The organism is Tardiphaga sp. P4_G1 (assembly GCF_056401215.1).
This window is the reverse complement of the sequence record NZ_JBFUJU010000008.1, coordinates 195,517-220,229: the sequence shown is the minus strand read 5'-3', so window position 1 is coordinate 220,229 and position 24,713 is coordinate 195,517. Positions and strand designations below refer to the sequence as shown.

The 24,713-nt window shown below is 62.5% G+C and carries 25 protein-coding genes; 12 read left to right on the top strand and 13 right to left on the bottom strand.

All coding sequences use genetic code 11. The features are described from left to right. Nucleotides 1–83: 83 nt before the first annotated feature. The 5 genes from AC1DUY_RS20455 to AC1DUY_RS20435 all read right to left on the bottom strand — a co-directional run bounded on the left by AC1DUY_RS20455 (nucleotide 84) and on the right by AC1DUY_RS20435 (nucleotide 6,131). Nucleotides 84–797 carry a hypothetical protein gene (locus AC1DUY_RS20455; RefSeq protein WP_478116594.1) on the bottom strand — a complete coding sequence of 238 codons (714 nt, stop codon included), beginning with the start codon at nucleotides 795–797 and terminating at the stop codon, nucleotides 84–86. Between the two features lie 99 nt (nucleotides 798–896). Next, nucleotides 897–1,394, bottom strand: a complete 498-nt coding sequence (lspA, locus tag AC1DUY_RS20450) for a signal peptidase II (protein ID WP_441279587.1) — start codon at nucleotides 1,392–1,394, stop codon at nucleotides 897–899. Next, nucleotides 1,391–4,423 (bottom strand): isoleucine--tRNA ligase, encoded by a 3,033-nt coding sequence (ileS, locus tag AC1DUY_RS20445; protein ID WP_478116592.1) that lies wholly within the window; start codon nucleotides 4,421–4,423, stop codon nucleotides 1,391–1,393. The genes lspA and ileS overlap by 4 nt, the downstream gene beginning before the upstream one ends. Before the next feature lie 179 nt (nucleotides 4,424–4,602). Beyond that, nucleotides 4,603–5,163 (bottom strand): sugar O-acetyltransferase, encoded by a 561-nt coding sequence (locus tag AC1DUY_RS20440; RefSeq protein WP_093759350.1) that lies wholly within the window; start codon nucleotides 5,161–5,163, stop codon nucleotides 4,603–4,605. Further along, nucleotides 5,160–6,131 carry a bifunctional riboflavin kinase/FAD synthetase gene (locus tag AC1DUY_RS20435; protein ID WP_093759349.1) on the bottom strand — a complete coding sequence of 324 codons (972 nt, stop codon included), beginning with the start codon at nucleotides 6,129–6,131 and terminating at the stop codon, nucleotides 5,160–5,162. The genes AC1DUY_RS20440 and AC1DUY_RS20435 overlap by 4 nt, the downstream gene beginning before the upstream one ends. 260 nt (nucleotides 6,132–6,391) lie before the next feature. Here AC1DUY_RS20435 and AC1DUY_RS20430 point away from each other — a divergent pair, with 260 nt between their 5' ends. Next, complete coding sequence (locus AC1DUY_RS20430; RefSeq protein ID WP_089263591.1) at nucleotides 6,392–6,787, top strand: response regulator; 396 nt, start codon at nucleotides 6,392–6,394, stop codon at nucleotides 6,785–6,787. A gap of 1,087 nt (nucleotides 6,788–7,874) precedes the next feature. Here the strand turns inward: AC1DUY_RS20430 and AC1DUY_RS20425 are convergent. The 4 genes from AC1DUY_RS20425 to AC1DUY_RS20410 form a co-directional block, all read right to left on the bottom strand. Then, nucleotides 7,875–8,729 carry a TIGR01459 family HAD-type hydrolase gene (locus AC1DUY_RS20425; protein ID WP_478116589.1) on the bottom strand — a complete coding sequence of 285 codons (855 nt, stop codon included), beginning with the start codon at nucleotides 8,727–8,729 and terminating at the stop codon, nucleotides 7,875–7,877. 14 nt (nucleotides 8,730–8,743) lie between these two features. After that, nucleotides 8,744–10,219: an EAL domain-containing protein gene (locus AC1DUY_RS20420; protein WP_478116587.1), complete on the bottom strand. Its 1,476-nt coding sequence runs from the start codon at nucleotides 10,217–10,219 to the stop codon at nucleotides 8,744–8,746. Between the two features lie 153 nt (nucleotides 10,220–10,372). Continuing rightward, on the bottom strand, nucleotides 10,373–11,500 hold the full coding sequence (locus AC1DUY_RS20415) for a YihY/virulence factor BrkB family protein (protein WP_478116585.1): 1,128 nt from the start codon (nucleotides 11,498–11,500) through the stop codon (nucleotides 10,373–10,375). Beyond that, a complete protein-coding gene (locus AC1DUY_RS20410; RefSeq protein WP_478116583.1) occupies nucleotides 11,500–12,093 on the bottom strand; it encodes a phage holin family protein in 594 nt (197 codons plus the stop codon). Before AC1DUY_RS20410 ends, AC1DUY_RS20415 begins: the two co-directional genes overlap by 1 nt. A gap of 185 nt (nucleotides 12,094–12,278) precedes the next feature. On the opposite strand from AC1DUY_RS20410, the gene hisS reads away from it, so the two are divergent. Beyond that, nucleotides 12,279–13,787, top strand: coding sequence for a histidine--tRNA ligase (gene hisS / locus AC1DUY_RS20405; protein ID WP_478116581.1), 1,509 nt, complete (start codon nucleotides 12,279–12,281; stop codon nucleotides 13,785–13,787). Nucleotides 13,788–13,917: 130 nt separating this feature from the next. Further along, complete coding sequence (locus AC1DUY_RS20400) at nucleotides 13,918–14,124, top strand: tautomerase family protein (protein ID WP_093759344.1); 207 nt, start codon at nucleotides 13,918–13,920, stop codon at nucleotides 14,122–14,124. A gap of 4 nt (nucleotides 14,125–14,128) precedes the next feature. On the opposite strand, the gene AC1DUY_RS20395 is transcribed toward AC1DUY_RS20400, so the two are convergent. From AC1DUY_RS20395 to AC1DUY_RS20385, 3 genes are all read right to left on the bottom strand, one after another. Beyond that, nucleotides 14,129–14,920 carry a thioesterase family protein gene (locus tag AC1DUY_RS20395; protein WP_478116579.1) on the bottom strand — a complete coding sequence of 264 codons (792 nt, stop codon included), beginning with the start codon at nucleotides 14,918–14,920 and terminating at the stop codon, nucleotides 14,129–14,131. Nucleotides 14,921–15,035: 115 nt separating this feature from the next. Further along, nucleotides 15,036–15,527: a DUF3617 domain-containing protein gene (locus AC1DUY_RS20390; protein WP_478116809.1), complete on the bottom strand. Its 492-nt coding sequence runs from the start codon at nucleotides 15,525–15,527 to the stop codon at nucleotides 15,036–15,038. Nucleotides 15,528–15,628: 101 nt separating this feature from the next. Continuing rightward, a complete protein-coding gene (locus AC1DUY_RS20385) occupies nucleotides 15,629–15,922 on the bottom strand; it encodes a hypothetical protein (RefSeq protein WP_068731365.1) in 294 nt (97 codons plus the stop codon). Nucleotides 15,923–16,089: 167 nt separating this feature from the next. Here AC1DUY_RS20385 and AC1DUY_RS20380 point away from each other — a divergent pair, with 167 nt between their 5' ends. The 4 genes from AC1DUY_RS20380 (at nucleotide 16,090) to AC1DUY_RS20365 (ending at nucleotide 18,695) form a co-directional block, all read left to right on the top strand. Next, entirely contained in the window at nucleotides 16,090–16,560 is a 471-nt protein-coding gene (locus AC1DUY_RS20380) for a hypothetical protein (RefSeq protein WP_175367615.1), read from the top strand. Between the two features lie 86 nt (nucleotides 16,561–16,646). Beyond that, nucleotides 16,647–17,333, top strand: coding sequence for a ribonuclease T2 family protein (locus AC1DUY_RS20375; RefSeq protein WP_478116577.1), 687 nt, complete (start codon nucleotides 16,647–16,649; stop codon nucleotides 17,331–17,333). Nucleotides 17,334–17,365: 32 nt separating this feature from the next. Continuing rightward, the gene (locus AC1DUY_RS20370) at nucleotides 17,366–18,226 is read left to right on the top strand and encodes a 23S rRNA (adenine(2030)-N(6))-methyltransferase RlmJ (protein ID WP_478116575.1); all 861 of its coding nucleotides are present in this window, start codon (nucleotides 17,366–17,368) and stop codon (nucleotides 18,224–18,226) included. A 253-nt stretch (nucleotides 18,227–18,479) separates the two neighbouring features. Continuing rightward, nucleotides 18,480–18,695, top strand: a complete 216-nt coding sequence (locus tag AC1DUY_RS20365) for a cold-shock protein (protein WP_068731145.1) — start codon at nucleotides 18,480–18,482, stop codon at nucleotides 18,693–18,695. 152 nt (nucleotides 18,696–18,847) lie between these two features. Here AC1DUY_RS20365 and AC1DUY_RS20360 read toward each other — a convergent pair whose 3' ends face one another. Next, nucleotides 18,848–19,468 (bottom strand): outer membrane protein, encoded by a 621-nt coding sequence (locus AC1DUY_RS20360; RefSeq protein ID WP_068731146.1) that lies wholly within the window; start codon nucleotides 19,466–19,468, stop codon nucleotides 18,848–18,850. 318 nt (nucleotides 19,469–19,786) lie between these two features. On the opposite strand from AC1DUY_RS20360, the gene uvrC reads away from it, so the two are divergent. The 5 genes from uvrC (at nucleotide 19,787) to prmB (ending at nucleotide 24,406) form a co-directional block, all read left to right on the top strand. Next, a complete protein-coding gene (uvrC, locus tag AC1DUY_RS20355; protein ID WP_478116572.1) occupies nucleotides 19,787–21,880 on the top strand; it encodes an excinuclease ABC subunit UvrC in 2,094 nt (697 codons plus the stop codon). Nucleotides 21,881–22,001: 121 nt separating this feature from the next. Beyond that, complete coding sequence (gene pgsA, locus AC1DUY_RS20350) at nucleotides 22,002–22,613, top strand: CDP-diacylglycerol--glycerol-3-phosphate 3-phosphatidyltransferase (RefSeq protein WP_089261825.1); 612 nt, start codon at nucleotides 22,002–22,004, stop codon at nucleotides 22,611–22,613. Then, entirely contained in the window at nucleotides 22,610–22,861 is a 252-nt protein-coding gene (gene moaD, locus AC1DUY_RS20345; RefSeq protein WP_068731149.1) for a molybdopterin converting factor subunit 1, read from the top strand. Before pgsA ends, moaD begins: the two co-directional genes overlap by 4 nt. Before the next feature lie 25 nt (nucleotides 22,862–22,886). Continuing rightward, nucleotides 22,887–23,369 (top strand): molybdenum cofactor biosynthesis protein MoaE, encoded by a 483-nt coding sequence (locus tag AC1DUY_RS20340; protein ID WP_175367611.1) that lies wholly within the window; start codon nucleotides 22,887–22,889, stop codon nucleotides 23,367–23,369. Next, on the top strand, nucleotides 23,369–24,406 hold the full coding sequence (gene prmB / locus AC1DUY_RS20335; RefSeq protein WP_478116569.1) for a 50S ribosomal protein L3 N(5)-glutamine methyltransferase: 1,038 nt from the start codon (nucleotides 23,369–23,371) through the stop codon (nucleotides 24,404–24,406). The genes AC1DUY_RS20340 and prmB overlap by 1 nt, the downstream gene beginning before the upstream one ends. The last annotated feature ends 307 nt before the right edge of the window (nucleotides 24,407–24,713 follow it).

Here is a 24,713-nt window from a genome sequence, read left to right as displayed (position 1 = left end):
ATCGCGCGGAACACATCCGCGCGTACAGGCTGATCGCAGTGAAAGGACGTCTTTGGAATGGCAGCGCAAAGGGAGCGCTGCGATCAGAACTTACCCGTCATCGGGTTCAGGTTGTAATCGTTCTTCATGACTTCCTTCGGCCCGGTGCCATAGGCATAGCCGGCGGCGGGGGTCTGGTAACCGGCAGGCGGCTGGGTCAGCGAATCGCGTGTCGGCTCGCCCTTGAACTCGGCGGTCTCGCCCTTGTTGCCACCGAACATGTTCTTGAACAGGCCACCTTCATAGCCGAGCTGCTTCGGGCTCAACACGATGTTCTTGTTCGGATCGCCCGGCGAGGAATTGTCGACGGCAGCAGACGCGCCGCGTGCGCGCTTCGGCGCCATCTCGCGCGGGGTCAACGGACGCGCGGCTTCCAGCACTTCTTCGGGGCGCCCGCGCTGCGCAGCGACGGCAGCCGCCCGGCGCTGCTGCACGTCGGGATCCTTCGGCCAGTTCGCAACCGGTGCGGGACCGGCGGCGGCCGGCGGTGGCAGGTCGATCCGCGGCGGGACCACCAGCGGCGAGCGCTCGCGGTAGTCGATGCCGGTGTTTTCCATGTTGGTGCCACCGAGGCCAGTCATGATCTGCTTGATCACTTTCTGTTCGACGGTGGAGTCATCGTCATCGTCATCGGCCGCGCGTACAGCGCCTGCCGACATCACGAGACCAACGCTAAGGGCAACGGCGGTGAGCCGCAGGGCGCGCGTCCAGGCGCCCGATGAAGTGTGCAGAGCCCAACCGGTTTCGGTCTCGCGCATCGTGTTCATCCTGTTCAAATATCTGGCGGATCGGCAAGAATCCGAGAATCCTGGTGCGGTTCCGCTGGTATCGCCCTTGGCCTTGCGTATCGGCTGGGATCAGGGCGCTTTTGCGGCGGGTACCGTGAAGAAAGAGTCATACAACAGGGCCGCTACACCGGCAACAATGGCGACATCGGCAAGGTTAAACACGTACCAGTTGTAGGTCTTGCCGGCGATCTCGACGTGCAGGAGCGCGAAATCGACCACGGCGCCATAGGCGAAGCGGTCGATGGCATTGCCGATTGCGCCCCCGATGATCAGTCCAAGCCCGATCGTGGCCAGTTTGGTCTCCGATTTCGCCATCCAGACGGCCAGCGCCACCACCGCGATCGCCTTGATGGCCACCAGCACGACCTGGCCGGTCGGGCCGGAATCGGAGAACCAGCCGTAGCTGATGCCGGTATTCCAGGCCAGGACGAGATCGAAGAACGGCGTGACCGGGACCACGCCGCGATGGCCGAGATCGAAGGCATAGAGCAGCCACAGCTTCGTCGCCTGATCGAGGATCAGGATGACGATGGCTGCGATCAGCCCGGAGCGGACGGCTGGTTTCAAACAGCCACTCCCAGCGCCTTCCACTCCCGCAGTGCTTGCGCGTCGCGCGGGGTGACGTCGGGATACTCCTTGTCCTCACCCACGGTCGGCAGGATCTTCCACGACCGCGCACATTTGGTGCCGACGGCCTTTTCCACGACCACGGCAACGCCGGGCACGTCGTTCAGCGCGAAGGCGCCTGCGGGTGCTTCGGCATTGGTCAGCATCGCATTCGAGGTGATGCAGATCTCCGCAAGATCGACGTCGGCCAGTATGGCAAAGATCGCGGGGTCTGTGACATGGATCAGCGGTGAGGCCTCCAGCGACGAGCCGATGTTCTTGGCAGCGCGCTCGACTTCCAGCGCGCCGGTGACGACGCGGCGCACATTGCGGATGGTTTCCCACTTCGCGGCGAGCGCCTCGTTACGCCATGCCGGCAGCGTCTTCTGGAACGTTTCGAGATGCACCGACACGGAGCTGCTGCCATAGCGCGACAGCCATGCTTCTTCGGCGGTGAAGCTCAGAATGGGTGCGAACCAGGTCACGATCGAACGGAACAGGTAATCGATCACGGTCAGCGACGCCTTGCGTGTCACCGACGACGGCGCGTCGCAATACAGCGTGTCCTTGCGGATGTCGAAGTAGAAGGCCGACAGTTCGGTGTTCATGAAGGCGGCGAGTGTGGCCACCACCGTCTTGTAGTCGAAATCGATATAGGCCTGTCGCACCACCGCATCGACTTCGGCGAGACGATGCAGCATCAGCCGCTCGAGCTCCGGCATATCGTCGGCCTTGATGCGATCCTCGTCGTGGAAATGCGCGAGGCTGCCGAGCATCCAGCGCACGCTGTTGCGCAGCTTGCGATAGGTCTCGATGGTATTCTTGATGATCTCCGCGCCGATGCGCTGGTCGTCGGCGTAATCGGTGGCGCAGACCCACAGGCGCAGGATGTCGGCGCCGGAGTCCTTGATGATCTTCTGCGGCTCGATGGTGTTGCCGATCGATTTCGACATCTTGCGGCCGTTCTCGTCGAGCGTGAAGCCGTGGGTCAGCACGATGTCGAACGGTGCGCGGCCGCGGGTGCCGCTGCTCTCCAGCAGTGACGACTGGAACCAGCCGCGGTGCTGGTCGGAGCCTTCCAGATACATGACGGTGTCCGCACCGCCCTGGGCCTTGCGCTTGATGCCGGCAAGGCCGGGGAAGTGCACGGGGTCTTCGAGCACGAAGGCATGTGTGGAGCCTGAGTCGAACCAGACGTCGCAGATGTCGTCGACCTTCTTCCACTCCTCATTGGCAAGCGAGCCGAGGAAATGCTCGCGCGCGCCTTCGGCATACCAGGCGTCGGCGCCTTCCTTCTCGAACGCGTCGGAAATGCGCTTGTTGACGGCCTCGTCCTGCAGGATCTCTGCGGAGCCGTCGCCCTTCTCGCGCACGAATACCGCGATTGGCACGCCCCAGGCGCGCTGGCGCGAGATCACCCAGTCGGGCTTGGTGTTGATCATGCCGTTGATGCGGTTCTGGCCGGTGGCCGGCACCCATTGCGTGACCTTGATGGCTTCGAGGGCACGGTGACGCAGCGTGTCGCCGGGCTTCGCCTTGCCGTCGTCCGCCATAGCTCCCGGCTTGCCGGGAGCGTTCACTTCCAAAATGTCCTTGTCCATCGCGATGAACCATTGCGGCGTGTTGCGATAGATCACCGGCTTCTTCGAGCGCCAGGAATGCGGGTACTGATGCTTCAGGCGCGCACGCGCCACCAGCATGCCGCGCTCGACCAGCGCCTTGATGACGGCCTCGTTGGCGTCGCCCTTCTCGCCCTTGTCGTTGATTACGCGGGTGCCGGCGAAGCCCGGTGCCTGTTCGGTCAGCGCACCGTTCTCATCAACCGTGTAGGGGATCGTGGTCGCGATGCCGCGCTCGGTGAGCTGGCGGCCATTCGACGTCCAGATATCGAAGTCGTCGCGGCCATGGCTCGGCGCGGTATGCACAAAGCCGGTGCCGGTATCGTCGGTGACGTGATCGCCGTCGAGCAGCGGCACGATGAAATCATAACCGCCGGCGAGACCCTTGAGCGGATGACGGCATTCGAGATCCTCGAGGATGTCGGAGGACAGCTCGCTGCTCTTCTTCCAGGAGGCCACGCGCGCCTGCTTGAACACGCTCACGGCCAGCGCGTCGGCGAGGACCAGGAGATCGCCGGTCTTCAGCCAGTTATCCGCCGGCGCCTCGGTGACTTCATAGAGGCCGTAAGAGATCTTGCTGGAGAACGAGATGGCGCGATTGGCCGGCAGCGTCCAGGGCGTGGTGGTCCAGATCACCACTGCGGCCTTGGCGAGCCGGCCGAATTCGGCGGCCACCGGGAATTTCACCCACACCGCATCCGATGTGTAGTCCTCATATTCGACTTCCGCTTCGGCCAGCGCGGTCTTCTCGACCACGCTCCACATCACAGGCTTCGATCCGCGATACAGCGTGCCGTTGGCCGCGAACTTCATCAGCTCGCGTGCAATCTGCGCCTCGGCGAAATAGTCCATGGTGGCGTAGCGGCCGGCCCAGTCGCCGATGATGCCGAGTCGCTTGAATTCCTCGCGCTGGATGTCGAGCCACTTGTTGGCATAGGCACGGCATTCCTGGCGGAACGCGATCATCGCCGCGCCGTCCTTGAAGTTCGGCTTGACCTTGCCCTTGGAGCGGTAGTTCTCTTCCTCGATCTTCCACTCGATCGGCAGGCCGTGACAGTCCCAGCCCGGCACGTAGTTCGAGTCAAAGCCCAGCATCTGCTGGCTCTTGGTCACCACGTCCTTGAGGATCTTGTTGAGCGCATGCCCGATATGGATGTTGCCATTGGCATAGGGCGGGCCGTCATGCAGCACGAATTTCGGCTTGCCCTTGGCGGTCTCGCGGAGCTTGCCGTAGAGGTCGATCTCGTTCCACCGCGCCAGCATTTTCGGCTCGCTGGTCGGCAGGCCTGCGCGCATCGGAAATTCGGTCTGCGGCAAATAGAGGGTCTTGGAATAGTCGTGGGTGTCAGATTTGGCGGGCTTGTCGGACATAATGGCTCTGGCTTGCTCGAATGGCGCTGAAACGCGTGAAAACGCGATGAAACTGGACGGTCCCGGTCTTGCGCCGAGCAAAGCTCAGGCGGAAGCCGGGCCGATAATGCTTATGATGGGGCGCCGTGCAGACATCCGGCACTCAATAGCAGCCGGGGAGACGATCGCAAAGGGTCGGATTAGCCCCGTTTGCCAATCACCCGGGCCGGATTGCCGGCCACGGTGGCGCCGTCCGGAACGTCCCGGGTCACGACACTGCCGGCGCCGATCACGGCGCCGTCACCGATGGTCACGCCGGGCACGATAATGGCCCCGCCGCCGATCCAGACATCGGCGCCGATTTTGACCGGCCGGCCGAATTCCAGTCCGTTGCGGCGGGTCTCGGCGTCGCGGGGATGGTCGGCGGCGTAGATCTGCACGGCCGGGCCGATTTGCGTCCGGTCGCCGATGGAGACCGCGACGATGTCCAGGATCACGCAGTTGAAATTCAGGAAAACGTTGTCGCCGAGATGGATGTTGTAGCCGTAGTCGCAGAAGAACGGCGGCCGGATCACGCAGTCGGCGCCGACCTTGCCGAAATGCTCGGCGAGCAACGTCCGTCGTTCGGCCACGGGCCGGTCCAGCTGCGCGTTGTATTTCGCGAGCCAGGCCTTGTTGGCCTTCTCGTCAGCGACCAGTTCGGGGCTGCCGGGGCGATAGAGTTCGCCGGCGAGCATTTTCTGCTTTTCGGTCCTGGTCAGTCGATGTCTCCCAGTTTCGGAAACGCATCCGGCGCAGCCGCCAGCGCGGCCCGCGCTTTGGCGCTGTCGTCGTCCATTTGGCGGATCAGCGGTTCGATGCCCTCGAATTTCATTTCATCGCGGATGAAGGCAATGAAGGCGACGTCCAGTGCCTGGCCGTATAGGTCGCCCTTGAAGTCGAACAGGAACACTTCGAGCAAGGGCGCGCCGTTATCGAAGGTCGGGCGGCGGCCAAAGGATGCAACGCCGTCGAAGCGCTCGTTTCCGCGGCCGACCCGCACGGCGTAGATGCCGTGCTTGAGGCCGCAATTGTTATTCAGGCGGATATTGGCGGTGGGATAGCCAAGGTCGCGGCCGAGCTTTTTGCCGTGGATCACTTCGCCGGTGATGAACCACGGCCCGTTCAGCATCTCCGTGGCCTCGGTCACCTGGCCCTCAGCCAAGGCCATGCGGATGGCCGTCGAAGACACCGGGCGCTCATCGATATCGACATGCGGCTGGATGTCGACCTCGATGCCGAGGCGCGGCGCTTCGTTGGCCAGCAGGCTGGGCGAACCGACGCGGCCTTTGCCGAAATGAAAGTCGTAGCCGACGGCGATGCCGCTGATGCCGAGACGCTCAATGAGATCGTGGTGAATGAAGTCTTGCGCCGTGGTGCTGGCGCGTCCCTTGTCGAAGGTCATGACGACGGCGCCGGCGAGGCCGGTTCCTGCCAGCAGGCGCAGCTTGGCGGCTTCGTCGGAGAGCCGGAACTGCGGCGTGTTGGGGCTGAAGAAACTGCGCGGATGCGGCTCGAAGGTCACCGCCAAAGCGCTTGTTTTATGCAGTTCCGCCATGCGTAACGCAGCACCGATGACGGCGCGGTGGCCGAGATGGACACCGTCGAAATTACCCATTGCCACGACGCATCCGCGCGGGATGGCATTGGCAGGCGTTGTGTCGCGGATCACGCTGAAAGCAGTCGTCATGATTGGATTCGTTGGTGGTTTTGGCGGGTGAGGGACCGTGGCGCGCCCACCACGTCGAAGTCAAGCGAAGGTAAAATCGGCTTTCTTCTCGAATTTGACGAATTTCGCGCCATGGGGCGGTTAACTGGAAATTTAACCCACCCTGCTAATTCTTGGCCCAAGCCGCGGACAGCAATACTCGCCAATCCCGGTTGGAACGGTTTGCCTGACGGCAAATATCATTTTTTGCATTTGCGTATCGTGCCTCAGGGGGAATGAAGATGGCGGTTGATTTGTCGATGACGGTGCTGGTGGTGGACGATTACAACACCATGATCCGCATCATTCGCAATCTTCTGAAGCAGCTTGGTTTCGAACACATCGACGATGCCAGCGATGGTTCGATGGCGCTGGAAAAGATGCGCACCAAGAAGTATGGGCTGGTGATTTCCGACTGGAACATGGAGCCGATGACGGGCTACGACCTGCTCAAGGAAGTCCGCGCCGACCCCAACCTGTCGCAGACCCCTTTCATCATGATCACGGCAGAATCCAAGACCGAGAACGTGATTGCCGCCAAGAAGGCCGGCGTGAACAATTACATCGTCAAGCCATTCAACGCGGCGACGCTGAAGACCAAGATCGAAGCCGTGTTCCCGGACACCGTGCCGGCGTAAGCCGCGCAGCTTCGCTCAGAGCTTTCGAATTTCGCAATGCCCGGCCTCGTGCCGGGCATTTTGCGTTTCGGCTCCCCCTGTCATTCCGGGGCAGGACGGGCCGCGGAGCGGGCTGGACTGAGCCCGGAATCCCGACATGTTCAGCGCAAAACAGGTCGGGATTCCGGATTCGGTCCCGTCGCCTCCGGCGTCGGTCCCGCCCCGGAATGACGAGCTTGGGGCGGCAAGACAGCGCCCAAACATTTTTTCCTATATCTCGTTGACACCATCCCCATCAGGTTTATATTCCCCCCACGTCCTGCCCCACCGAGAGGGGCGATCGCGATCGTCACGTTCGCGGGGCTGGATGCGGTGGACGCCGGAGATGCGGCGTCACGCGGTTCATGGGGGAACGTCTGTCTTCGGGCAGGACGGATCTGCGTCAGCACTGCCACTGGCAAGGAGACGGCCGACCTTCGGATGGACAAACCCCTGGACAGTGTGACGGACGACCAAGTCAAAACGCGTTCGGCCTAGTCGCTTGAGGCTCCCTTCCCATCGCCTTGGGACTTTAATTCGCGATCGGAGCGTTCGTCGAGGCAAAGTGCAAGCAACCGAAAAAACACCGCAGGCGGAACGTCGGGCACTTGCTCGGCGCCTCCGAAAGTCCTGATGCACTCTCAATTGCGGAAGACCGCATTCGCATCAGGCCCAAGGGTGCAACGGGCACCCGGCGTTCCGCACGCCCTCTCACAGGGGGCGGGAATGCGACAGACGACGGCGCCCCCGCGCCGCAAATAATGGGGGCGATGACGCATGTCTGAAGAGCCGTGGCTGTTTGACAGTTGAATCTGCGATGGCGCGACGTGGACGTCCCAAACACTGCCGTCATGCCCGGCGCATGCCGGGTATCCACGCCTTGGCGACGTCCACAGCAAGGCGTGGATGGCCGGAACAAGTCCGGCCATGACGGTGGAGAGTGATGAGTATCGTAGGATGGGTAGAGCGCAGGCGCGCTTGCGCCGGAGCGAAACCCATCAATTGCAGACGAAGAAAGCGATGGGTTTCGCTGCGCTCTACCCATCCTACGATCGCACCTTACGTCAGCTCACCACTTCAATTCACGCATCAGCGCCTTCGGTGGATGGCCGAACAGTTCCTTCACTTCCGAGGCGCCCATCTGTTCGATGCCTTCGAAATCGCCGGCATGGATGCCGCGGGTGACGAACAGCAGGTCGATGCCATAGGCATGCGCGCCGGCGAGATCGGTGCGCACGGAATCGCCGATCGCCAGCACGCGATCCAGCGCCGTGTCCTTGCCGCGCTTCGCCTTGGCCAGCGCCATGGCCTGATCGTAGATCGGCCGATGCGGCTTGCCGTAGAAGATCACCTCGCCGCCCATCTCGCGATAGAGTTCAGCGACCGCGCCGGCGCAGTAGATCAAGCGGTCGCCGCGCTCGACGATGATGTCCGGATTGGCGCATACGAGCGTCAGTTTGCGCGCCAGCGCCTGGCTCATCATGTCGCGATAGTCGTCGGCGGATTCGGTCTCGTCGTCGAACAATCCGCTGCAGACGATGTAGTCGGCCTGTTCGAGCTGGGTGAGCTTCACATCGAGGCCGCGATGGATCGAACTGTCGCGGTCCGGCCCGATCAGATACATCGCCTGACCCGGTCGGCCGGCGACGAAATTGCGTGTGAGGTCGCCGGACGAGACGATGGCGTCATAGGTGTCGTCAGCGACGCCGAGCTTGCGCAACTGGCGCTGCACGGAGTCGGCGGGGCGCGGCGCATTGGTGATCATGATCACCGTGCCGCCCTTGGCACGAAACGTATGCAACGCCTCGCAGGCTTCGGGGAAAGATTCGAGGCCGTTATGGACGACGCCCCAGATGTCGCTGAGGACGACGTCGACATGTTCGGTGAGGTCGCGCAAGCGCTCGACGAAACGCAGTGTGGTCATGAATTGAGTGCCGATCAGTTCGGGCCGGTGGCGCGGCGCGCCAGCGCGGCATTGCCGGTGGTGCGCGGCGGCTCAGGCCGCGCAGGCGTGGTTGGGGCGGATCTCGCTAGGCCATTGGGGTCCGTGGTTGCCTTTGCGGGGTCCTTGGCGGAGGGATTTGGCGCACCGCCATTGGCCGGCGTTTCCGGCCTGAGCGGGCGGGGCGCCGCGAACAGGAAGCCTTGCCCGAACCGGACGTCGAAGTCGAGCAGGTCGACCACGGCCCGTTCGCCCTCGATTCGCTCGGCGATCAGATCGATTCCGAACCGGCCGAGCAGGTCGGAGAGATCGGCGGGATGAATGTCGGAATTCGACGTCTGCTTGGGGTCGAGCAGGAGTGCTGCCGGTACCTTGATAAAGCGCACGCCGCGATCGGCGAGGTCGCGCGGCTCGATCCGCAAATCCGTGACGTGATCGATGGAGAAGCGGTAGCCGCGCTGGGCGAGGGCGGCGAGATGCTCGCTCTCGATCGGGCCGAGATTGCGGAACACGTTCTGCTTGAATTCCAGCACGAAGGACGGCGCCAGCGCGCGGTTGGCTTCGAGGAAATCGATGCATTGCGCGAAGGTCTCGGCATTCGACAGGGTCGCGCCAGCCATGTTGCAGAACACGCCGACATCCTTGTTGCGCACCATCAGGCGGCGCAGCACCTGCATGCAGCGCAGCAGCACGATGTGATCGATCTGGCCCATCAGGCCGGCGGCTTCTGCGGGGCCGATGAACTCGTCGGCGGTGATCACCTGATCCTTGTCGTCGCGCAGCCGCGTCATCGCCTCGTAGAAGCGCACCTTGCGCTGCGGCAGCGTAACCATCGGCTGCAGATAGATGTCGATACGGTTGTCGGCGATGGCACTCTTCACCATGGCGGTGAACTGCGCATTATCGCGCGCTGGCGCTGCCTCCGGCTTGACGATGATCGCAGGCGCCGTCGGCGTCACGGTGTCTTCAGCGACCTCGACAGCGAGCGGCACATCGGCAGCGGTCACGGGTTTGACCGGTGGCGATGGCGGCGCGATCGCCGCCGAAGCAGTCGCCGGCGCAGGCATCGCTGTCAGCATGTCTTCGTGGGTGGCGACCGATGTGGCGAGTTGCTTCACCAGCGCACCCAATTCGCCGATCTCCCCGGCGACGGTCTGGATACGGTCCTGATTGGCTGTGCCGGCGGATGCGATCTTGTTTTCGACCACGGCGAGCCGGCGGCCGAACTCGGCGACCTGCCGGGCGAGGTCGGCGGTGCCACGCGACAGATCGGTGATCTGGCCAGTGGATTCGGCGCGGTCTTTGATGCGCATCGACACCGCGTTGTAGAGGATCATCACGGTCAGCGCAGTCAGTGCGACGATGGCCGATTCGTAGCCGCTGATGCCGGCGATCGCATACAGCACCAGGCCAAGCGAGGCTGAGACCAGCACCATGCAAATGCCGACAAAAATCGTGGAGATGCGGATCATAACGCGCGCAACATCCTCAAATCCAAACTCCTGCACGGCACGACAAAGGTCCGGCCGCGAGCGCTCCCGGCGCTAAGTACCCGGCCAACCTTAGCATTATTGTTGATTCGGAAAGCAGGGCTGGGAGAACTTGCCCACCGGTGCTTTTGCACCTCAGGCGCTGGCGCGGCCGAGCGTATCGGCCATGGCGGCGCCACGTGCGCCCATCGGCCGTCCAGGTCCGACGGTGGTATCCACGGCGGTCTGGTGTTCGATCTCGGAATTCAGCTCGGCCCCGCACAGAACGATGATCGCGGACATCCACATCCACATCATCAGGCCGATGGCGGCGCCGAGCGAGCCGTAAGTGACGCTGTAATTGCCGAAATTTGACAGGTACCAAGACAGCAGCGCCGAGCCGGCAAGCCAGAGCAGTGCCGCAGCGAGGGTGCCGATGCTGAGCCATTCCCAGCGCGCGCCGGGGCGGCTCGGACCAAAGCGGTAGAGAATGCCGAGCGCCAGCACGACCACAAGCAGCAAGAGCGGCCAGCGGGCGAGGCTGATGATCGTCTTGCTGTCGGTTGCGAGACCGATCCGGTCCAGCGTCAGCGGCAAAGCGACCACCGCGCTGACCATCAGCAGCAGGGCGGCAATGGCACCGGCGGTGAAAGTGAGCGAGAGCATATTGAGCCTGATGAAGCTGCGTTTCTCGCGTTCGCCATAAACGACATTGAGCGCATCGATCACGGCCTTCACGCCGGCATTGGCGCTCCACAGCGCCAGCGCAAGGCCGAACAGGAAGGTGAGGCCGAGTTTGGCCTGGCCATTGGCGAGTACGCGCGCGATCTGGTCCTGCACGATCTGGAACGAGCCATCCGGCAGCATCAGCGCCAGCGTCTGCAGATTGTCCGAAATCGTGGAAGCATCGGCAAACAGGCCATAGCAGGAGACCAGTGCGGTGATTGCCGGAAACACGGCGAGTAGGCCGAAGAACACGACCCCGGCCGCTATCGCCAGCAGCCGATCCTCGTTGATCTGCTCGTAGGTGCGCCACAGCACGTCCTTCCAGCCCGTCCATGGAATCTGCAGCGGGCTGGACGAATGGCGGCCGCGTCCGGACTGAGCGAGTTCGCGGGTGAATGTCGCTGGTGGCGGGACGTCGGTGTCGCCGATCGGTTGCGGCTCATCGACAACGGACCTCTCGGTGTTGCGTGCCGAGAAAAAGCTCTGCAACGCGAGTACGGCAAAGGTCGTCGCTGCCACCAGCAGCAGACTGTCCGTGTCGGATCGGCGGACGACCATCAGGCGTTCGCTTTGCTCGCGGGTCTGCGGGCAGGGGCCGGCTGCGCAAGGCTGCGGCGCCGGGCGAAAGCCCAGCCGGCAAGCGTCGCGGCGAGCACCAGTCCGGCTTTCACCGGGCCGCTGCTCTGCGGGGGCTGTGCGGAGCGTGTGCTCGGCCTGAATTCGTTCGGCGCGGGCGCGCGATGCGGTGCGGCCGACGTGACCTGCTCATGCTTGCCGGGGCTCGCATTGATCGCGACGCGCAAACGGCTGCCGAGACTGGGAAACTGTTTCGAGGGACGTTTCAGCCGGCTTGCCGCAAGGACAGCGAACAGGGCAGCGAGCACCAGCAGCAATCCGCCGGTTGCGCCAAAGGCCTGAAACAGCCCGTAGCGCAGTTCGACCCAGCGAAACAGCGCGGCAGCGCCGACGAGCAGGGTGGCGATCAGAAAGACGCCTGCGGCAGCATAAAGTCCGGCAGCGACCGCATAAGAGACCGCGATGCCCTGGGTCTGCTCACTGCGGTCACGGATATAGGACGATGTGGCGCGCTTGACCTGATTGAGCTTGAGCGCGAGCCCTGTTCGCACCAGGGCGCTTGCGAGCGGTGGCATATGGAAAGCCTCGTTCTGCGCCGGCAGATGTCTGAAATGGTATCGCGGCCGGCATTTGAAATTGAACGGGGAGGCATGACGAAGGTTCCGCCGTGGCGAACCTTGTGGCGTCGCGCGTGGCCAACCTCAAGTGATCGCGGGGCCGAACGCTTGCCGGTTCCTGCCTGCGCTGGTACCACGCCGCTATGAGCGAAAAGTCTGAAAAGCCCAAAAAACCCCAGAAACTGCGCGCGCGCTTGCCGCGCGGCCTTGGCGACCGCGGACCGGCCGATATCGCCGCGACCCGGCGTATGACCGACACCATCCGCGAGGTCTATGAGCGCTACGGCTTCGAGCCGGTCGAGACCCCGACCATGGAATTCACCGATGCGCTCGGCAAATTCCTGCCCGATCAGGACCGGCCGAACGAGGGCGTGTTCTCGTTCCAGGACGATGACGAGCAGTGGATCTCGCTGCGCTACGACCTGACGGCGCCGCTGGCGCGCTATGTCGCCGAACACTGGGACGCGCTGCCGAAGCCATATCGCAGCTACCGTGCAGGTTACGTCTATCGCAACGAGAAGCCGGGCCCCGGTCGCTTCCGCCAGTTCATGCAGTTCGACGCCGACACCGTCGGCTCCGGCTCGCCGGCGGCGGATGCCGAAATGTGCATGATGGCGGCCGATGCGATGGAAGCGCTCGGCATTCCGCGTGGCAGCTATGTGGTGCGCGTCAACAACCGCAAGGTGCTCGATGGGGTGATGGAGAGCATCGGCCTCGGCGGCGACGAGAACGTCGGACGTCGCCTCACGGTGCTGCGCGCCATCGACAAGATGGACAAGTTTCCGGTCGACGAGATCAAGAAGCTGCTCGGCCCCGGCCGCTGGGATGGCGGCGAGGAAGGCAAGGGCGATTTCACTAAGGGTGCGGGACTCTCGCCGGACGATTCTGAGACAGTACTGCGCAGTCTCGACGCAGCGAGCGAGCCGACTGCGAAGCTCGATAGCTCCGATGCATACAAGCAGGGACGCGCCGAGCTTGCCGAGATCGAAAAGCTAATCACTGCGGCGGGCTATCAAACCGATCGCATCAAGATCGATCCGTCTGTCGTGCGCGGCCTCGAATACTATACCGGCCCCGTTTACGAAGTTGAACTCACGCTCGAAACCAAAGACGAAAAGGGCCGTCCCGTTCGCTTCGGCTCCGTCGGTGGCGGTGGTCGTTACGATGGTCTCGTCTCGCGCTTCCGCGGCGAGCCGGTGCCCGCAACCGGCTTCTCGATCGGCGTCTCGCGCCTGCAGGCGGCGCTGACGCTGCTCGGCAAGATCGACACCACGCCGGATTTCGGCCCGGTCGTCGTCACCGTGTTTGATCGCGACCGTGTCGCCGATTATCAGAAGATGGTTGCGAGCCTGCGCAATGCCGGCATCCGCGCTGAGCTTTATCTTGGCAACCCCAAGAGCATGGGCAACCAGCTGAAATATGCCGACCGGCGCAATTCACCCTGTGTGATCATTCAAGGCTCCGACGAAAAGGCGACCGGCGAAGTGATGCTGAAGGATCTGATCCTCGGTGCCGGATTGTCGGATCTGGAAGGCGATCGCGACGCCTATCTGCAGAAGCAGGCAGAGGCGCAGACCAAAATCGCGGAAAACGATCTCGTGAGCGAGGTCCGCAAGATTCTCGACAAGCACGGCGTGAAGTGGAGCTCATAACCATCAGTTGATCGTCATGCCCGGGCTTGTCCCGGGCATCCACGTCTTGTTTGATGCGGTCGATACGAAGTCGTGGATGGCCGGGACAAGCCCGGCCATGACGAGAGTGAAATCATAAAAGGAGACATCAATGCCTGAGATCACGATCAACCTGGCGGCCGGCCGCACCGACGAGCAGAAGAAGGGCATGATGCTCGACATTACCCAGGCGCTGGTGAAGAATCTCGGCGTCACCGCCGATGCCGTCGTCATCCAGATCAACGAAGCGCCGCTCAACAATAAGATGAAGGGTGGCCAGACCTTCGTCGAGCGCGCAGCCGCCGCGGCGAAGAAGTAAGCCTCTATCCAAACACTGCAATATTCTGACGGCTGGCCATGATGGGCCGGCCGTTTTGATTCCACAGCGTCATCGCCTGGCTGGAATAACCGCCGGCGATCTGCTCGGCGACATTGCGGATCAGCCACCAGCCGTCATCGGTGGTGATCTCGTCGGTGAGCATGTCGATCGACCAGGTCATCGTGCTGATCGGCGAGGGCTTTGTGGATCGGACGGAAGCTGCCGGCGGCGGCGCGTCGGCCAAGGCCAGCAACGCCACCAGCGACGGCTGGATGCCGGGCTCGCGGTGGCGCAGCCACAGCATCATCTGCGGATCTTCGCTGCCGCTGAACGGCGTCGAGCCCCCCATATGCCGGCCTTCGATATGCTCCAGGAAACGCAGCGTCGGCGGCGCACGGTGAAAGAAGTCCGGGCAGTCCTCCGGTGCTTTCAGTTCCGGCGTTCCGGTCACCACATGGGCAAAAGCCGATTCACGCGCGGCGCCGAAGCAGAACATGGCGCGGGTCGCGAGGCCTGCTTCGCCGACAAGATCGACGCTGGCGAACAAGGTCGATTTGCCCTTGCGCAGAACGCTGGCGCGCAACTGCAATGGACCGGGGGCCGGGCCGACGAAGGCGATCTGCGCCGAGCGAAGCGGCGGCACGGCGCCGAATTCATTGAGCGCAGCCTGCATGCACAGTGCCGCGGCCAGACCGCCATAGACGGTACGGCCCTGTAGCCAATCGTCGCTGACATGGGCGGCCCAGCCGTCGCCGGAGCGCGTCATGGACGACATCAATGCGGTGAATTCGGTCATGGAGCTGCCCTTCGGAGTTTCCTGTCGCTGCGTTGCGCACGCCATTGGGATGATTACCATCATCTATAGCGGGGAACGCTGCGGCGGGAAACATCCAGTCAGCGGGCGCGCGGCTCTATTGCGGCCGGTGCATGCCCTTCATCTTCTCCATGTCTTTGACATTCATCTTCATGCCGCCGGGCATCATGATGTCACCGGGCTTCTGGTCCGGCTTGCAGGCGCCGAGCCATTTTGCTTCCAGCTGCGTGGTGTTGTCGCCCGCATTGGCCTTGGCGGCGCCCGAGCTCTGCGACGTGATCTTCATCGTATAGGCAGAATTGAAATCGCCTGTGATCTCGGCATGCGACGTGCTGGTGGTGCCGCCGATATTGCAGACCGAATCCGTGACATAGCCCGTCGCGGTCTTCTTCATCTCGTTCTTCGAACACATGTCCTTCGCCATCGGCGAGAAGGTCGTGTTCATGAACTTGTCGGTGGTCTCGTCCGTGCAGTGCTGCATCGTCATGCCGGGCATCCCGGCGCTGCCCTGCATCTTCATTTCCCAAAGCCCAGCCTTGCGTGCCGGCAACTCGATGGGATCGGCGATGGCGGGGATTGCCCACAACATCGCAGTCGCGCTCAAAACGGAAACATTCAACAGTGAAACATAGCGTCGCATCATGCCTGGTTCTCCCCAAGCCGATGAGACGCTGTGTCGCGTAAAGAGGTTCAGTAGCGAACGCGGAGCGGCCGATCCGAGGCGCCATAGGGCACCCAGCGGCAGGCGAACGAGACGTAGGCGCCATATTCCTGCGGGGCGCTCAGGAACTTCACGACCTTGCCGTAACGCGCGCAATGATCAATCGCCAGGGCGCGAATGTCGGTCTGGCTGATCAGGGATGTGGAGATGATGCCGCCGGTGTCGTTGCCCTTGAATGGCGGCACCCAGTCGGCCTTGGCCGCGCTGCTCATGATCGCACCGCTCAGACCTGCAGCCAAAATCGCCAACCGAATCATTCGCATCACCGTCTCCATCGTCGTTATGGGCACCTTAGAGGGCATCGGCGACGCTGAAAAGAACGCCGTCCAGGTTCTGACAGAGTTGTGCGCTGGGTGTGGCCGCGATGCACTTGACCCTGCACGGGCTTCGCGGCACGTTCCGGGAACAATCATCAGACGGCGGATTCCCCATGCGCGACCTCATTTCATCCTGGAAGAAAGCCGTCCTGGCTGCCGTCACCGGCGCCGTTCTCGGGCTTATGACCCTGGCTCCTGGCGCACAGGCTGCGAACCTGCTCGAGCTGAACTTCTGGCTGTCCGGGCCGAATTACGAGGGCCGCCTGGCGGAGTGCGAGGCTGGTCTTTCGACGATTTCGTCGCAGTTCCAGGACAAGGAAAGCACCTTCTGGAATTCTGCGCTGCAGATCACCGGTTTCAGCCGCGTTCATGAGACGGCCTTCCGTCCTTGGACCTCCGACAACATTCCGCGCCGCTACTGCACCGCCGACGCGATGCTGACCGATGGCAAGACGCGCCAGGTGCACTACTCGATCATCGAGGATGGCGGCTTTGCCGGTTACGGCCAGGGCGTGGAATGGTGCGTCGTCGGTCTTGACCGCGACTGGGCCTATAACCCGCGTTGCCGGGCGGCGAAGCACTAAGCTCCGTTTGCGGATCCAACCCATTTTGTTCTTGAATTGTTCTTGATGCCTGATTAGGTTTGCCCTTCTCAGGGGTGGGGCGCGTCATGTTTCAGGCATTTCGACTTGTCATTTCGCTTGGGTTTTTGGTGCTCGCGGCGCTGAGCGTCGATCCGGCCTCAGCACAGGACCGCCGGCAGAATGCGCCGGGCGAATTCGATTTTTACGTGCTGTCGCTGTCATGGTCGCCGAGTTTCTGCGAGGCGGCCCAGGAGCGCGGTGGCAACAACCGCTCGGCCCAGATGCAATGCGGCGGCCGGCCTTACTCTTTCGTGGTTCATGGCCTGTGGCCGCAATATGACCGCGGCTTCCCGAATTACTGCGAGCGTCCGGCCCCGCGGCTGGCACGCAATATCATGCAGTCGATGCTCGACCTGATGCCGGCGCCCGGCCTGATCTTCAATGAATGGGACAAGCACGGCACCTGCTCCGGCCTCGGCCAGCGCGCCTATTTCGAAGCCATCCGCAAGGCGCGCGCCGGCGTCAAAATTCCCGACGAATTTCTCGATCTGCAGCAGGCCAAGACGATTGCGCCGGACGCAATCGAGGAAGCCTTCATCAAGGTCAATCCGGGTCTCAGTAATTCGGCCATCGCCGTGACCTGCGATCGTAACCGCCTGACCGAGGTCCGGGTCTGCATGAGCAAGGATCTCCAGTTCCGCGCTTGCGAGGAGATCGATCGCCGCGCCTGCCGCCGCGATCAGGTGGTGATGCCGCCGATGCGAGGCGGCTAGCTCAACCGGCATTCCTAGCGTACTGCTGGCGCATGAATTATCGACACGCCTTTCACGCCGGCAACTTTGCCGATGTCATCAAGCATATCGTGCTGGTCCGCATCCTGACCCATCTGCAGGAGAAGCCGGCGCCGTTCCGCGTCATCGACAGTCATGCCGGCGCCGGGCTCTATGACCTGACCGGCGATGAAGCCACGCGCTCCGGCGAATGGACCACCGGCATCGCGCGCGCCCTGCAGGCGCGGTTCAGCGAAGCCAGTGTGCCGCTGGTCGCGCCCTATCTCGACATTGTCCGGTCATTCAATGCGCCGCGCGAACTCAAAGCCTATCCCGGCTCGCCGCTGATCGCGCGCGCCTTGATGCGGCCGCAGGACAGCATGGTGTGCTGCGAGGTCGAGCCGCAGGCGCGCAAGAAGCTGATCTCCGCGCTGCGCAGGGACGAGCAGGCGCGCGTCGTCGATATCGATGGCTGGATCGGTCTGCCGGCCTATGTGCCGCCGAAGGAACGACGCGGCGTGGTGCTGATCGATCCGCCCTATGAAGACAAGAACGAGTTCGCGCGGATGGCGGCGGTGTTCGAGCAGGTCTATGCCAAATGGGCGACCGGCATTTACATGCTGTGGTATCCCGCCAAGAGCCGCCGCGCCACCGATGAGCTGGCGCAGCACGTCGCCGCGACGGCTGCTGCATCCGCCACGCCCGGTAAATGTCTGCGCCTCGAATTCAGCGTTGCACCGCAAACGGCGGATGGTCCGCTGACCTCGACGGGACTTTTGATCGTCAATCCGCCGTGGAAGCTCGCTACGGAGCTCAAGGAAATCCTGCCGCAACTTGAGAAGCCGCTTGGCCTTGGCGGTGCCGGACGCTTCCGGCTTGAGACGGCCAAACCCTGACGTCGCACGGCCTGCGCTGAACTACGCAAACTCCAACTATCAAACGGCGCCGCCAAAAACGGTAGTCAATCCCGGCGGAACCGTATTAAGCTGCTGGCATTATGACTGGCTTTACGTTCCGCTTCCGCGAATGGTTGCGGCGGAGTGACGTGGCCCAAATCGATATTGAAACAAGGCCTAGCTTCCGTGGAGTGAATGTCCGGTCGGTCGCAGCGCGAAAGCGCCGCGGCGGAGCATTGCGGGGAGGGACCCGATGGGCATGAGCGGTACGGTCAAGTTTTTCAATGGCGAGCGTGGCTACGGCTTCATCAAGCCGGACGATGGCGGACGGGACGTGTTTGTGCACATTACCGCAGTCGAGCGCGCTGGCCTGAAGGACCTGATCGAAGGACAGCGGATCACCTTCGAGGTCGAGCCCGACAAGAAGGGCAAGGGCCCCAAAGCGGTCAATCTGGTCATCACAGGATAGCGGCGGATCCAGCTTGGGAGTGGGCCATAAAAAAATCCCGGCCGCAGCGCGGCCGGGAGTGGATGGCGATGGTTTCTTGTACTTGGAGATGAAGTACTTGGAGATGAAGTACTTGAAGACGAAGTCCGGACGCGAGGCGTCCGGAGCCGGACTTAGAAGTGATAGTTCACGCCGATGCGCACGGTGCCGAAGCTGAGCGCGCTGTCGGTGCCGGTGAGCGTGTAGGTGTTCTTGGACAGATCGACATAGAGATATTCGATCTTGGCGGTCCAGTTCTGGTAGATGCCGACTTCGGCGCCGACACCCGCGGTCCAGCCGACCGAAGTCTGCGACTGCTGCAGGCCGTTGAGCTCGGCTTCGAGGCTGCCGAAGGAGAGGCCGGCGGTGCCGTAGAGCAATACGTTATTGAAGGCGTAGCCGATGCGGCCGCGCGCGGTGCCGAACCAGGGGTTCGAGAACTTGTAGGTGGCGAAGCGGTCATCTGCGCCAGTGCCCTGCAGATCGCCTTCGAGACCGAACACGATGTTGCCGCTCTGCCAGTTGTAGCCGCCCGTCACGCCGCCGGCGATGCCCGAGGGCTTCGCACCGGTGTTGGAGACGCTGCCCCATTCGTAACCGAGAGTGGCGCCGAGATACGGGCCGGCCCAGCTATAGGCGTTGAGCGGCTGCGCGACGGTATAGGGCGCGCGCGACCGGTAAGGCATGTCCGCCGCATGTGCTGTTGTCGCACCTGCAGCCACGAGGGCGACTGCTGCGAACGCAAACTTACTCATCTCAACTCTCCAAAATACGCGTTACTGCCGGCCCATGGGAGCGCGCCCGGGATCTGCCGAACGAAGCCTTAGGGTTACGGAATTCCATCTTTTATCGAGACGATTTATCGAGAGTTTTAGATTAAGCGGTCCTTAACGGGCCGCTGCGGCGCCGTATTGACGTTAAAAGAGTCTTACTTTTGGCAATCCGCGAGTTTCCCGGGCGGGCGGCCAAAATCCTGTGGCCTGCCGCGAGCAGCCGGAAAACCGGCCGTTGCGAGGGCATTTCCGGTCGCACGAATGCTGGCGATGACCCGCTGCAGCGCTTAAATTGACCTCATGATTCAAGACCCCACCGAGCCGCTGCACGAGACATCATCCGAGCCCGCAGCAGAGCCAGGTTCCGACAGCCCTAGTTCCGGGCAGGACACCCAGGCCACCTTGCAGGCACCACCCGACATCGAACCGGAACCCGCGGCGGCCGACGACGAGGAAGACGGCGCGCTCCCGGATGCTGGCGATGACGATGTCGGCGACGTGGTTGCCGAGGGCCCACTGGCGCTCGGCCGCGCGGCGATCGAACATGCGGTACGCCACGCCCCGACTTCGCCCGGCGTCTACCGGATGCTGAACGCGGCCAACGACGTGCTGTATGTCGGCAAGGCCAAGAATGTGAAAAAGCGGCTGTCGTCCTATGCAAGGCCGACCGGGCAGGTGATGCGCATCGCACGCATGATCGCGGCCACCGTGGTGGTCGAAATCATCTCGACTGCGACCGAGACCGAAGCATTGTTGCTTGAGGCCAATCTCATCAAGCAGCTGCGCCCACGATTCAACGTGCAACTGCGCGACGACAAGTCCTTTCCGTATATTCTGATCTCAGGCGATCACTGGGCGCCCCAGATTCTGAAGCATCGTGGCGCGCAATCGCGGCCCGGTCGCTATTTCGGTCCATTCGCGTCGGTGGGCGCGGTCAACCGCACCATCACGGCACTGCAGCGCGCGTTTCTGGTGCGGTCGTGCACGGATTCCTTTTTCGAGAGCCGCACGCGCCCGTGTCTGCTGTATCAAATCCGCCGCTGCTCTGGCCCCTGCACCGGCGAGATCGATTTTCCCGGCTATACCGAACTGGTGCGTGAAGCGAAGGACTTCCTGTCCGGTCGCAGCCGCGCCGTGAAGCAGCTATTGGCTGGTGAAATGGAGAAGGCGTCGGATGAGCTCGCCTTCGAGCGCGCGGCGCTGTATCGCGACCGCCTTGCAGCCCTGTCTGCCATCCAGTCGCAGCAGGGCATCAATCCCCGCACCGTGGAAGAGGCCGATGTCTTCGCCATCCATCAGGAAGGCGGTTATTCCTGCGTCGAGGTGTTCTTCTTCCGCACCGGCCAGAACTGGGGCAACCGCGCCTACTTCCCCAAAGCCGAGAAATCATACACGCCGGAGGAAGTGCTCGGCTCGTTCCTGGCGCAGTTCTACGAGGACAAGCCGCCGCCGAAGATGGTACTGCTGTCGCACGCTATCGAGGAAAGCGAGCTGCTGGCCAGCGCGCTCAGCGTCAAGGCAGGTTTCAAGGTCGAGGTGCTGACACCGCAGCGCGGCGAAAAGAAAGAGCTGGTCGTCCACGCGCTGACCAACGCCCGGGAGGCGCTCGGCCGGAAGCTCGCCGACACGGCGACGCAGACGCGTCTGCTGGAAGGCATGTCAAAGATGGCGGGCATGTCCACCGTGCCGAAGCGCATCGAAGTCTATGACAACAGCCATATCCAGGGCACCAACGCGGTCGGTGCCATGATCGTGGCGGGGCCGGATGGCTTCATCAAGAACCAGTACCGCAAGTTCAACATCAAGTCCGAAGGGCTCACGCCCGGTGACGACTACGGGATGATGAAGGAGGTGCTGCAGCGCCGTTTCAAGCGTCTGCTGGCGCCGCCGGTTGAGGGCGAGGTGGTCAAGCCGAAGGACGATGACGTGCCGCTCTGGCCGGATCTGGTCATCATCGATGGCGGCCGCGGCCAGCTTAATGCAGTCAAGGAGATCTTCGACGAGCTGAAACTGACCGATGTGACCCTGATGGCGGTGGCCAAGGGGCCGGATCGCGACGCCGGCCGCGAGACCATGTTCATTCCCGGCCGCGAGGCTATCAAGCTCGAGCCGCGGGATCCCGTTCTGTATTTTATCCAGCGGCTGCGCGACGAGGCGCATCGGTTCGTCATCGGATCGCACCGCACACTGCGCAAGAAGGACATCCGCGAGGCCGGACTGCAGGAAATCCCGGGGATCGGCCCAACCCGCAAGCGGGCACTCCTGCACCATTTCGGAACGCTGAAAGAGATCGAGCGGGCCTCCGTAGGCGACCTCGGCAAGGTTCCCGGCATCTCGGCCGAGAGCGCCCGCAAGATTTTCGACTTTTTTCACCCCCAGCCGGTGGCCAGATGACCGCAAAGATGGACGAGACGTAATCTGGCTGTCGCATGCCTTGGGGCAGTTTTGCGGTAAACTAAGCCGCGCCGCTTCGCTGGCGGTTGACCTCTGCTCTCTGGCAGTATTGGTAAGACGGATGACAGTGACCACGAGACGGGCCGCGAATTCCGCGATGTCCCTGCCAAATATCCTGACCATGGCCCGCATTGCCGCCATTCCGGTGGTGGTCGGCTGCATCTATTCGCAGTCGATCATGGATGGCCCGCTATGGCTGCGCTGGGTCGCGCTGGCCGTGTTTATCGGCGCCGCGGTCACGGATTTTCTCGATGGCTATTACGCCCGGATTTGGAATCAGCAGTCGGCCTTTGGCCGGATGCTTGATCCGATCGCCGACAAGCTGCTGGTGGCCTCTTGCCTGCTGATGCTGGCGGCCGATGGCATCATCCATGGCTGGACCCTGTGGGCCGCCATCGTGATCCTGTGCCGCGAAATTCTGGTCTCGGGCCTGCGTGAATATCTCGCCGCACTCCGTGTCAGCGTCCCGGTCTCCAGAGTGGCGAAGTGGAAGACGACGGCCCAGTTGATCGCCATCGGCTTCCTGCTGGCCGGCGAGGCCGGCGATCAGGTGATCCCGATCACCACGCAGCTCGGTCTGTTGCTGCTGTGGATTTCCGCGCTCGTCACCATTTATACGGGCTACGACTATTTCAGGGCTGGCATTCACCACCTCATTGCGGAGGATGCATGAAGGTCGTCTACTTCGCCTGGGTGCGCGAGCGCATCGGCAAGGCCGAAGAGACGGTCGAGCCGCCAGCAGCCGTGCGCACCGTCGGCGATCTGATCGGATGGCTGAGCACGCGCGGCGACGAATATGCCTATGCGTTCGAAACGCCGAAAGTGATCCGCGCCGCCATCGACCACACGCATGTGCGGCCCGACACCGTGATTGCTGGCGCCCGCGAGATTGCATTCTTCCCGCCGATGACCGGCGGCTGATTCTAGCAACGACTGCGTTGATCTCATGACCTCCAACGTGACCATCCGCATCCAGGATGCCGATTTCGACGTTTCCAGCGAAATCGCGGCGCTGACGGCAAGCCGTACGGACATCGGCGCGGTCGTTACGTTCAGTGGTATCTGCCGTGGCGGCCAAGAAAACTTAAGTGGCAGTGGCGACGCGACCACGGCGCTGACGCTGGAGCACTATCCGGGCATGGCCGAAGCCGAGATTGCGCGCCACGCCGAGGAAGCGATGACACGCTGGCCGTTGACAGGCGTGACAATCGTTCATCGCGTCGGCCGCATCCTGCCCGGCGAGAATATCATGGTGGTGCTAACCGCGTCGGCACATCGCCAGGCCGCGTTTCAGGCCGCCGAGTTTCTGATGGATTACCTCAAGGCGCATGCTCCGTTCTGGAAGCGCGAGGAAACCGCCGGTGGCAGCAGCTGGATTGCTGCGAAGACCGACGATGACGACGCCGCGGCGCGCTGGGATAAAAACTGATGGCAAAGAAGACTGTGAAGACAACCGCGAAGAAGGTGGTCAGGAAATCTGCGAGCAAGGCTCCTGCAAAGGCAAAGACTTCCGTGAAGAAGATCGCGACTGCGACCCTGCCGAAGGTGGCGCCGGGCGAGCTAGCGACATTGCTCGATTATGTGCGCTACGCTACCAGCCGTTTCATCGAGGCCCGGCTCTCTTTTGCGCACGGCACCACCGATCCCGTGGCCGAAGCCGCCTTCATCGTTTGCGAAGTCCTGCATCTGCATCCCGACCAGTTCGAGAATTTCGCCATGGCGCGGGTAACTGCGGCCGAAGGCAAGCAGATCCTCGACATCATTCATCGCCGCGTGACGACGCGCAAACCGGCGGCCTATCTGCTCAACAAGATCTATATGCGCGGCCTACCGTTCTATGTGGACGAGCGCACCATCGTGCCGCGGTCTTTCATCGGCGAATTGCTGGATTCTCATTTCAGCGGCGATGACGGTGAAGGCGGCTCGCTGATCGACGATCCCATGGACGTTGAAAGCGTGCTGGACCTCTGCACCGGCTCCGGCTGCATCGCGATCCTGGCCAGCCAGTCGTTCCCCAACGCGCAGGTCGATGCCGTCGATCTGTCGCCCGCGGCACTCGCCGTCGCCATGCGCAACGTCATTGACTACGGTCTCGACGAGCGACTGACGCTTTACAAGGGCGATCTGTTCGAACCGCTCGGGGATACCCGTTACGATCTCATCATCACCAATCCGCCTTACGTCGATGCGCAGGGCATGGCGGATTTGCCGGATGAATGCCTGGCCGAACCGGCTATGGCTTTCGATGGCGGCGATGACGGGCTCGACATCGTCAGGAAGATCATTGAACAGGCTGGCGATCACCTGAACCCGCATGGCGGTTTGTTGTGTGAAATCGGTCGCGGCCGCGCCAATGTCGATGAAGCCTTTCCCGATCTGCCGCTGATCTGGCTGGACACCGAAGACTCCGAAGGCGAGGTGTTCTGGGTGTCCGCTGCTGCGCTGCAAGGTCGCGGCGCCGGCTAGTTGAGCCGCAGCAAGCAGGGCAGCCTCAAAATTCTTGTTTTCAATCTATAGTTGTGCAATCCTTCAGCCATTGATTTTAGGCAGAAGGATTTGCAGATGCGCGTATTCTGGATTTTTCTTTTTGGTCTCACCGTCGCGGCTTCAGCTACCGACTCTGCGCGGGCACAAGCATCGATTTGTACGACCGATGTCATACCAGTTTGTGCTGTGAAGAAGGACGGATCACGGCAGACCTATTCGAACGCTTGCTGGGCGAAGCTCGACCATGCCCGCGTTCTGCATCCAGGCATGTGCCTTGGACCCATAT

Excerpts from the sequence above, each read along its gene's own strand:
- uvrC (WP_478116572.1), top strand. The coding sequence starts at position 19,787 with ATGATTCAAGACCCCACCGAGCCGCTGCACGAGACATCATCCGAGCCC.
- pgsA (WP_089261825.1), top strand. The coding sequence starts at position 22,002 with ATGACAGTGACCACGAGACGGGCCGCGAATTCCGCGATGTCCCTGCCA.
- AC1DUY_RS20365 (WP_068731145.1), top strand. The coding sequence starts at position 18,480 with ATGGGCATGAGCGGTACGGTCAAGTTTTTCAATGGCGAGCGTGGCTAC.
- ileS (WP_478116592.1), bottom strand. The coding sequence starts at position 4,423 with ATGTCCGACAAGCCCGCCAAATCTGACACCCACGACTATTCCAAGACC.
- AC1DUY_RS20435 (WP_093759349.1), bottom strand. The coding sequence starts at position 6,131 with ATGACGACTGCTTTCAGCGTGATCCGCGACACAACGCCTGCCAATGCC.
- hisS (WP_478116581.1), top strand. The coding sequence starts at position 12,279 with ATGAGCGAAAAGTCTGAAAAGCCCAAAAAACCCCAGAAACTGCGCGCG.
- AC1DUY_RS20380 (WP_175367615.1), top strand. The coding sequence starts at position 16,090 with ATGCGCGACCTCATTTCATCCTGGAAGAAAGCCGTCCTGGCTGCCGTC.
- AC1DUY_RS20400 (WP_093759344.1), top strand. The coding sequence starts at position 13,918 with ATGCCTGAGATCACGATCAACCTGGCGGCCGGCCGCACCGACGAGCAG.
- moaD (WP_068731149.1), top strand. The coding sequence starts at position 22,610 with ATGAAGGTCGTCTACTTCGCCTGGGTGCGCGAGCGCATCGGCAAGGCC.
- prmB (WP_478116569.1), top strand. The coding sequence starts at position 23,369 with ATGGCAAAGAAGACTGTGAAGACAACCGCGAAGAAGGTGGTCAGGAAA.
- AC1DUY_RS20385 (WP_068731365.1), bottom strand. The coding sequence starts at position 15,922 with ATGCGAATGATTCGGTTGGCGATTTTGGCTGCAGGTCTGAGCGGTGCG.
- AC1DUY_RS20455 (WP_478116594.1), bottom strand. The coding sequence starts at position 797 with ATGCGCGAGACCGAAACCGGTTGGGCTCTGCACACTTCATCGGGCGCC.
- AC1DUY_RS20370 (WP_478116575.1), top strand. The coding sequence starts at position 17,366 with ATGAATTATCGACACGCCTTTCACGCCGGCAACTTTGCCGATGTCATC.
- AC1DUY_RS20410 (WP_478116583.1), bottom strand. The coding sequence starts at position 12,093 with ATGCCACCGCTCGCAAGCGCCCTGGTGCGAACAGGGCTCGCGCTCAAG.
- AC1DUY_RS20415 (WP_478116585.1), bottom strand. The coding sequence starts at position 11,500 with ATGGTCGTCCGCCGATCCGACACGGACAGTCTGCTGCTGGTGGCAGCG.
- AC1DUY_RS20420 (WP_478116587.1), bottom strand. The coding sequence starts at position 10,219 with ATGATCCGCATCTCCACGATTTTTGTCGGCATTTGCATGGTGCTGGTC.
- AC1DUY_RS20340 (WP_175367611.1), top strand. The coding sequence starts at position 22,887 with ATGACCTCCAACGTGACCATCCGCATCCAGGATGCCGATTTCGACGTT.
- AC1DUY_RS20395 (WP_478116579.1), bottom strand. The coding sequence starts at position 14,920 with ATGACCGAATTCACCGCATTGATGTCGTCCATGACGCGCTCCGGCGAC.
- AC1DUY_RS20390 (WP_478116809.1), bottom strand. The coding sequence starts at position 15,527 with ATGTTGTGGGCAATCCCCGCCATCGCCGATCCCATCGAGTTGCCGGCA.
- AC1DUY_RS20425 (WP_478116589.1), bottom strand. The coding sequence starts at position 8,729 with ATGACCACACTGCGTTTCGTCGAGCGCTTGCGCGACCTCACCGAACAT.
- AC1DUY_RS20430 (WP_089263591.1), top strand. The coding sequence starts at position 6,392 with ATGGCGGTTGATTTGTCGATGACGGTGCTGGTGGTGGACGATTACAAC.
- AC1DUY_RS20360 (WP_068731146.1), bottom strand. The coding sequence starts at position 19,468 with ATGAGTAAGTTTGCGTTCGCAGCAGTCGCCCTCGTGGCTGCAGGTGCG.
- AC1DUY_RS20375 (WP_478116577.1), top strand. The coding sequence starts at position 16,647 with ATGTTTCAGGCATTTCGACTTGTCATTTCGCTTGGGTTTTTGGTGCTC.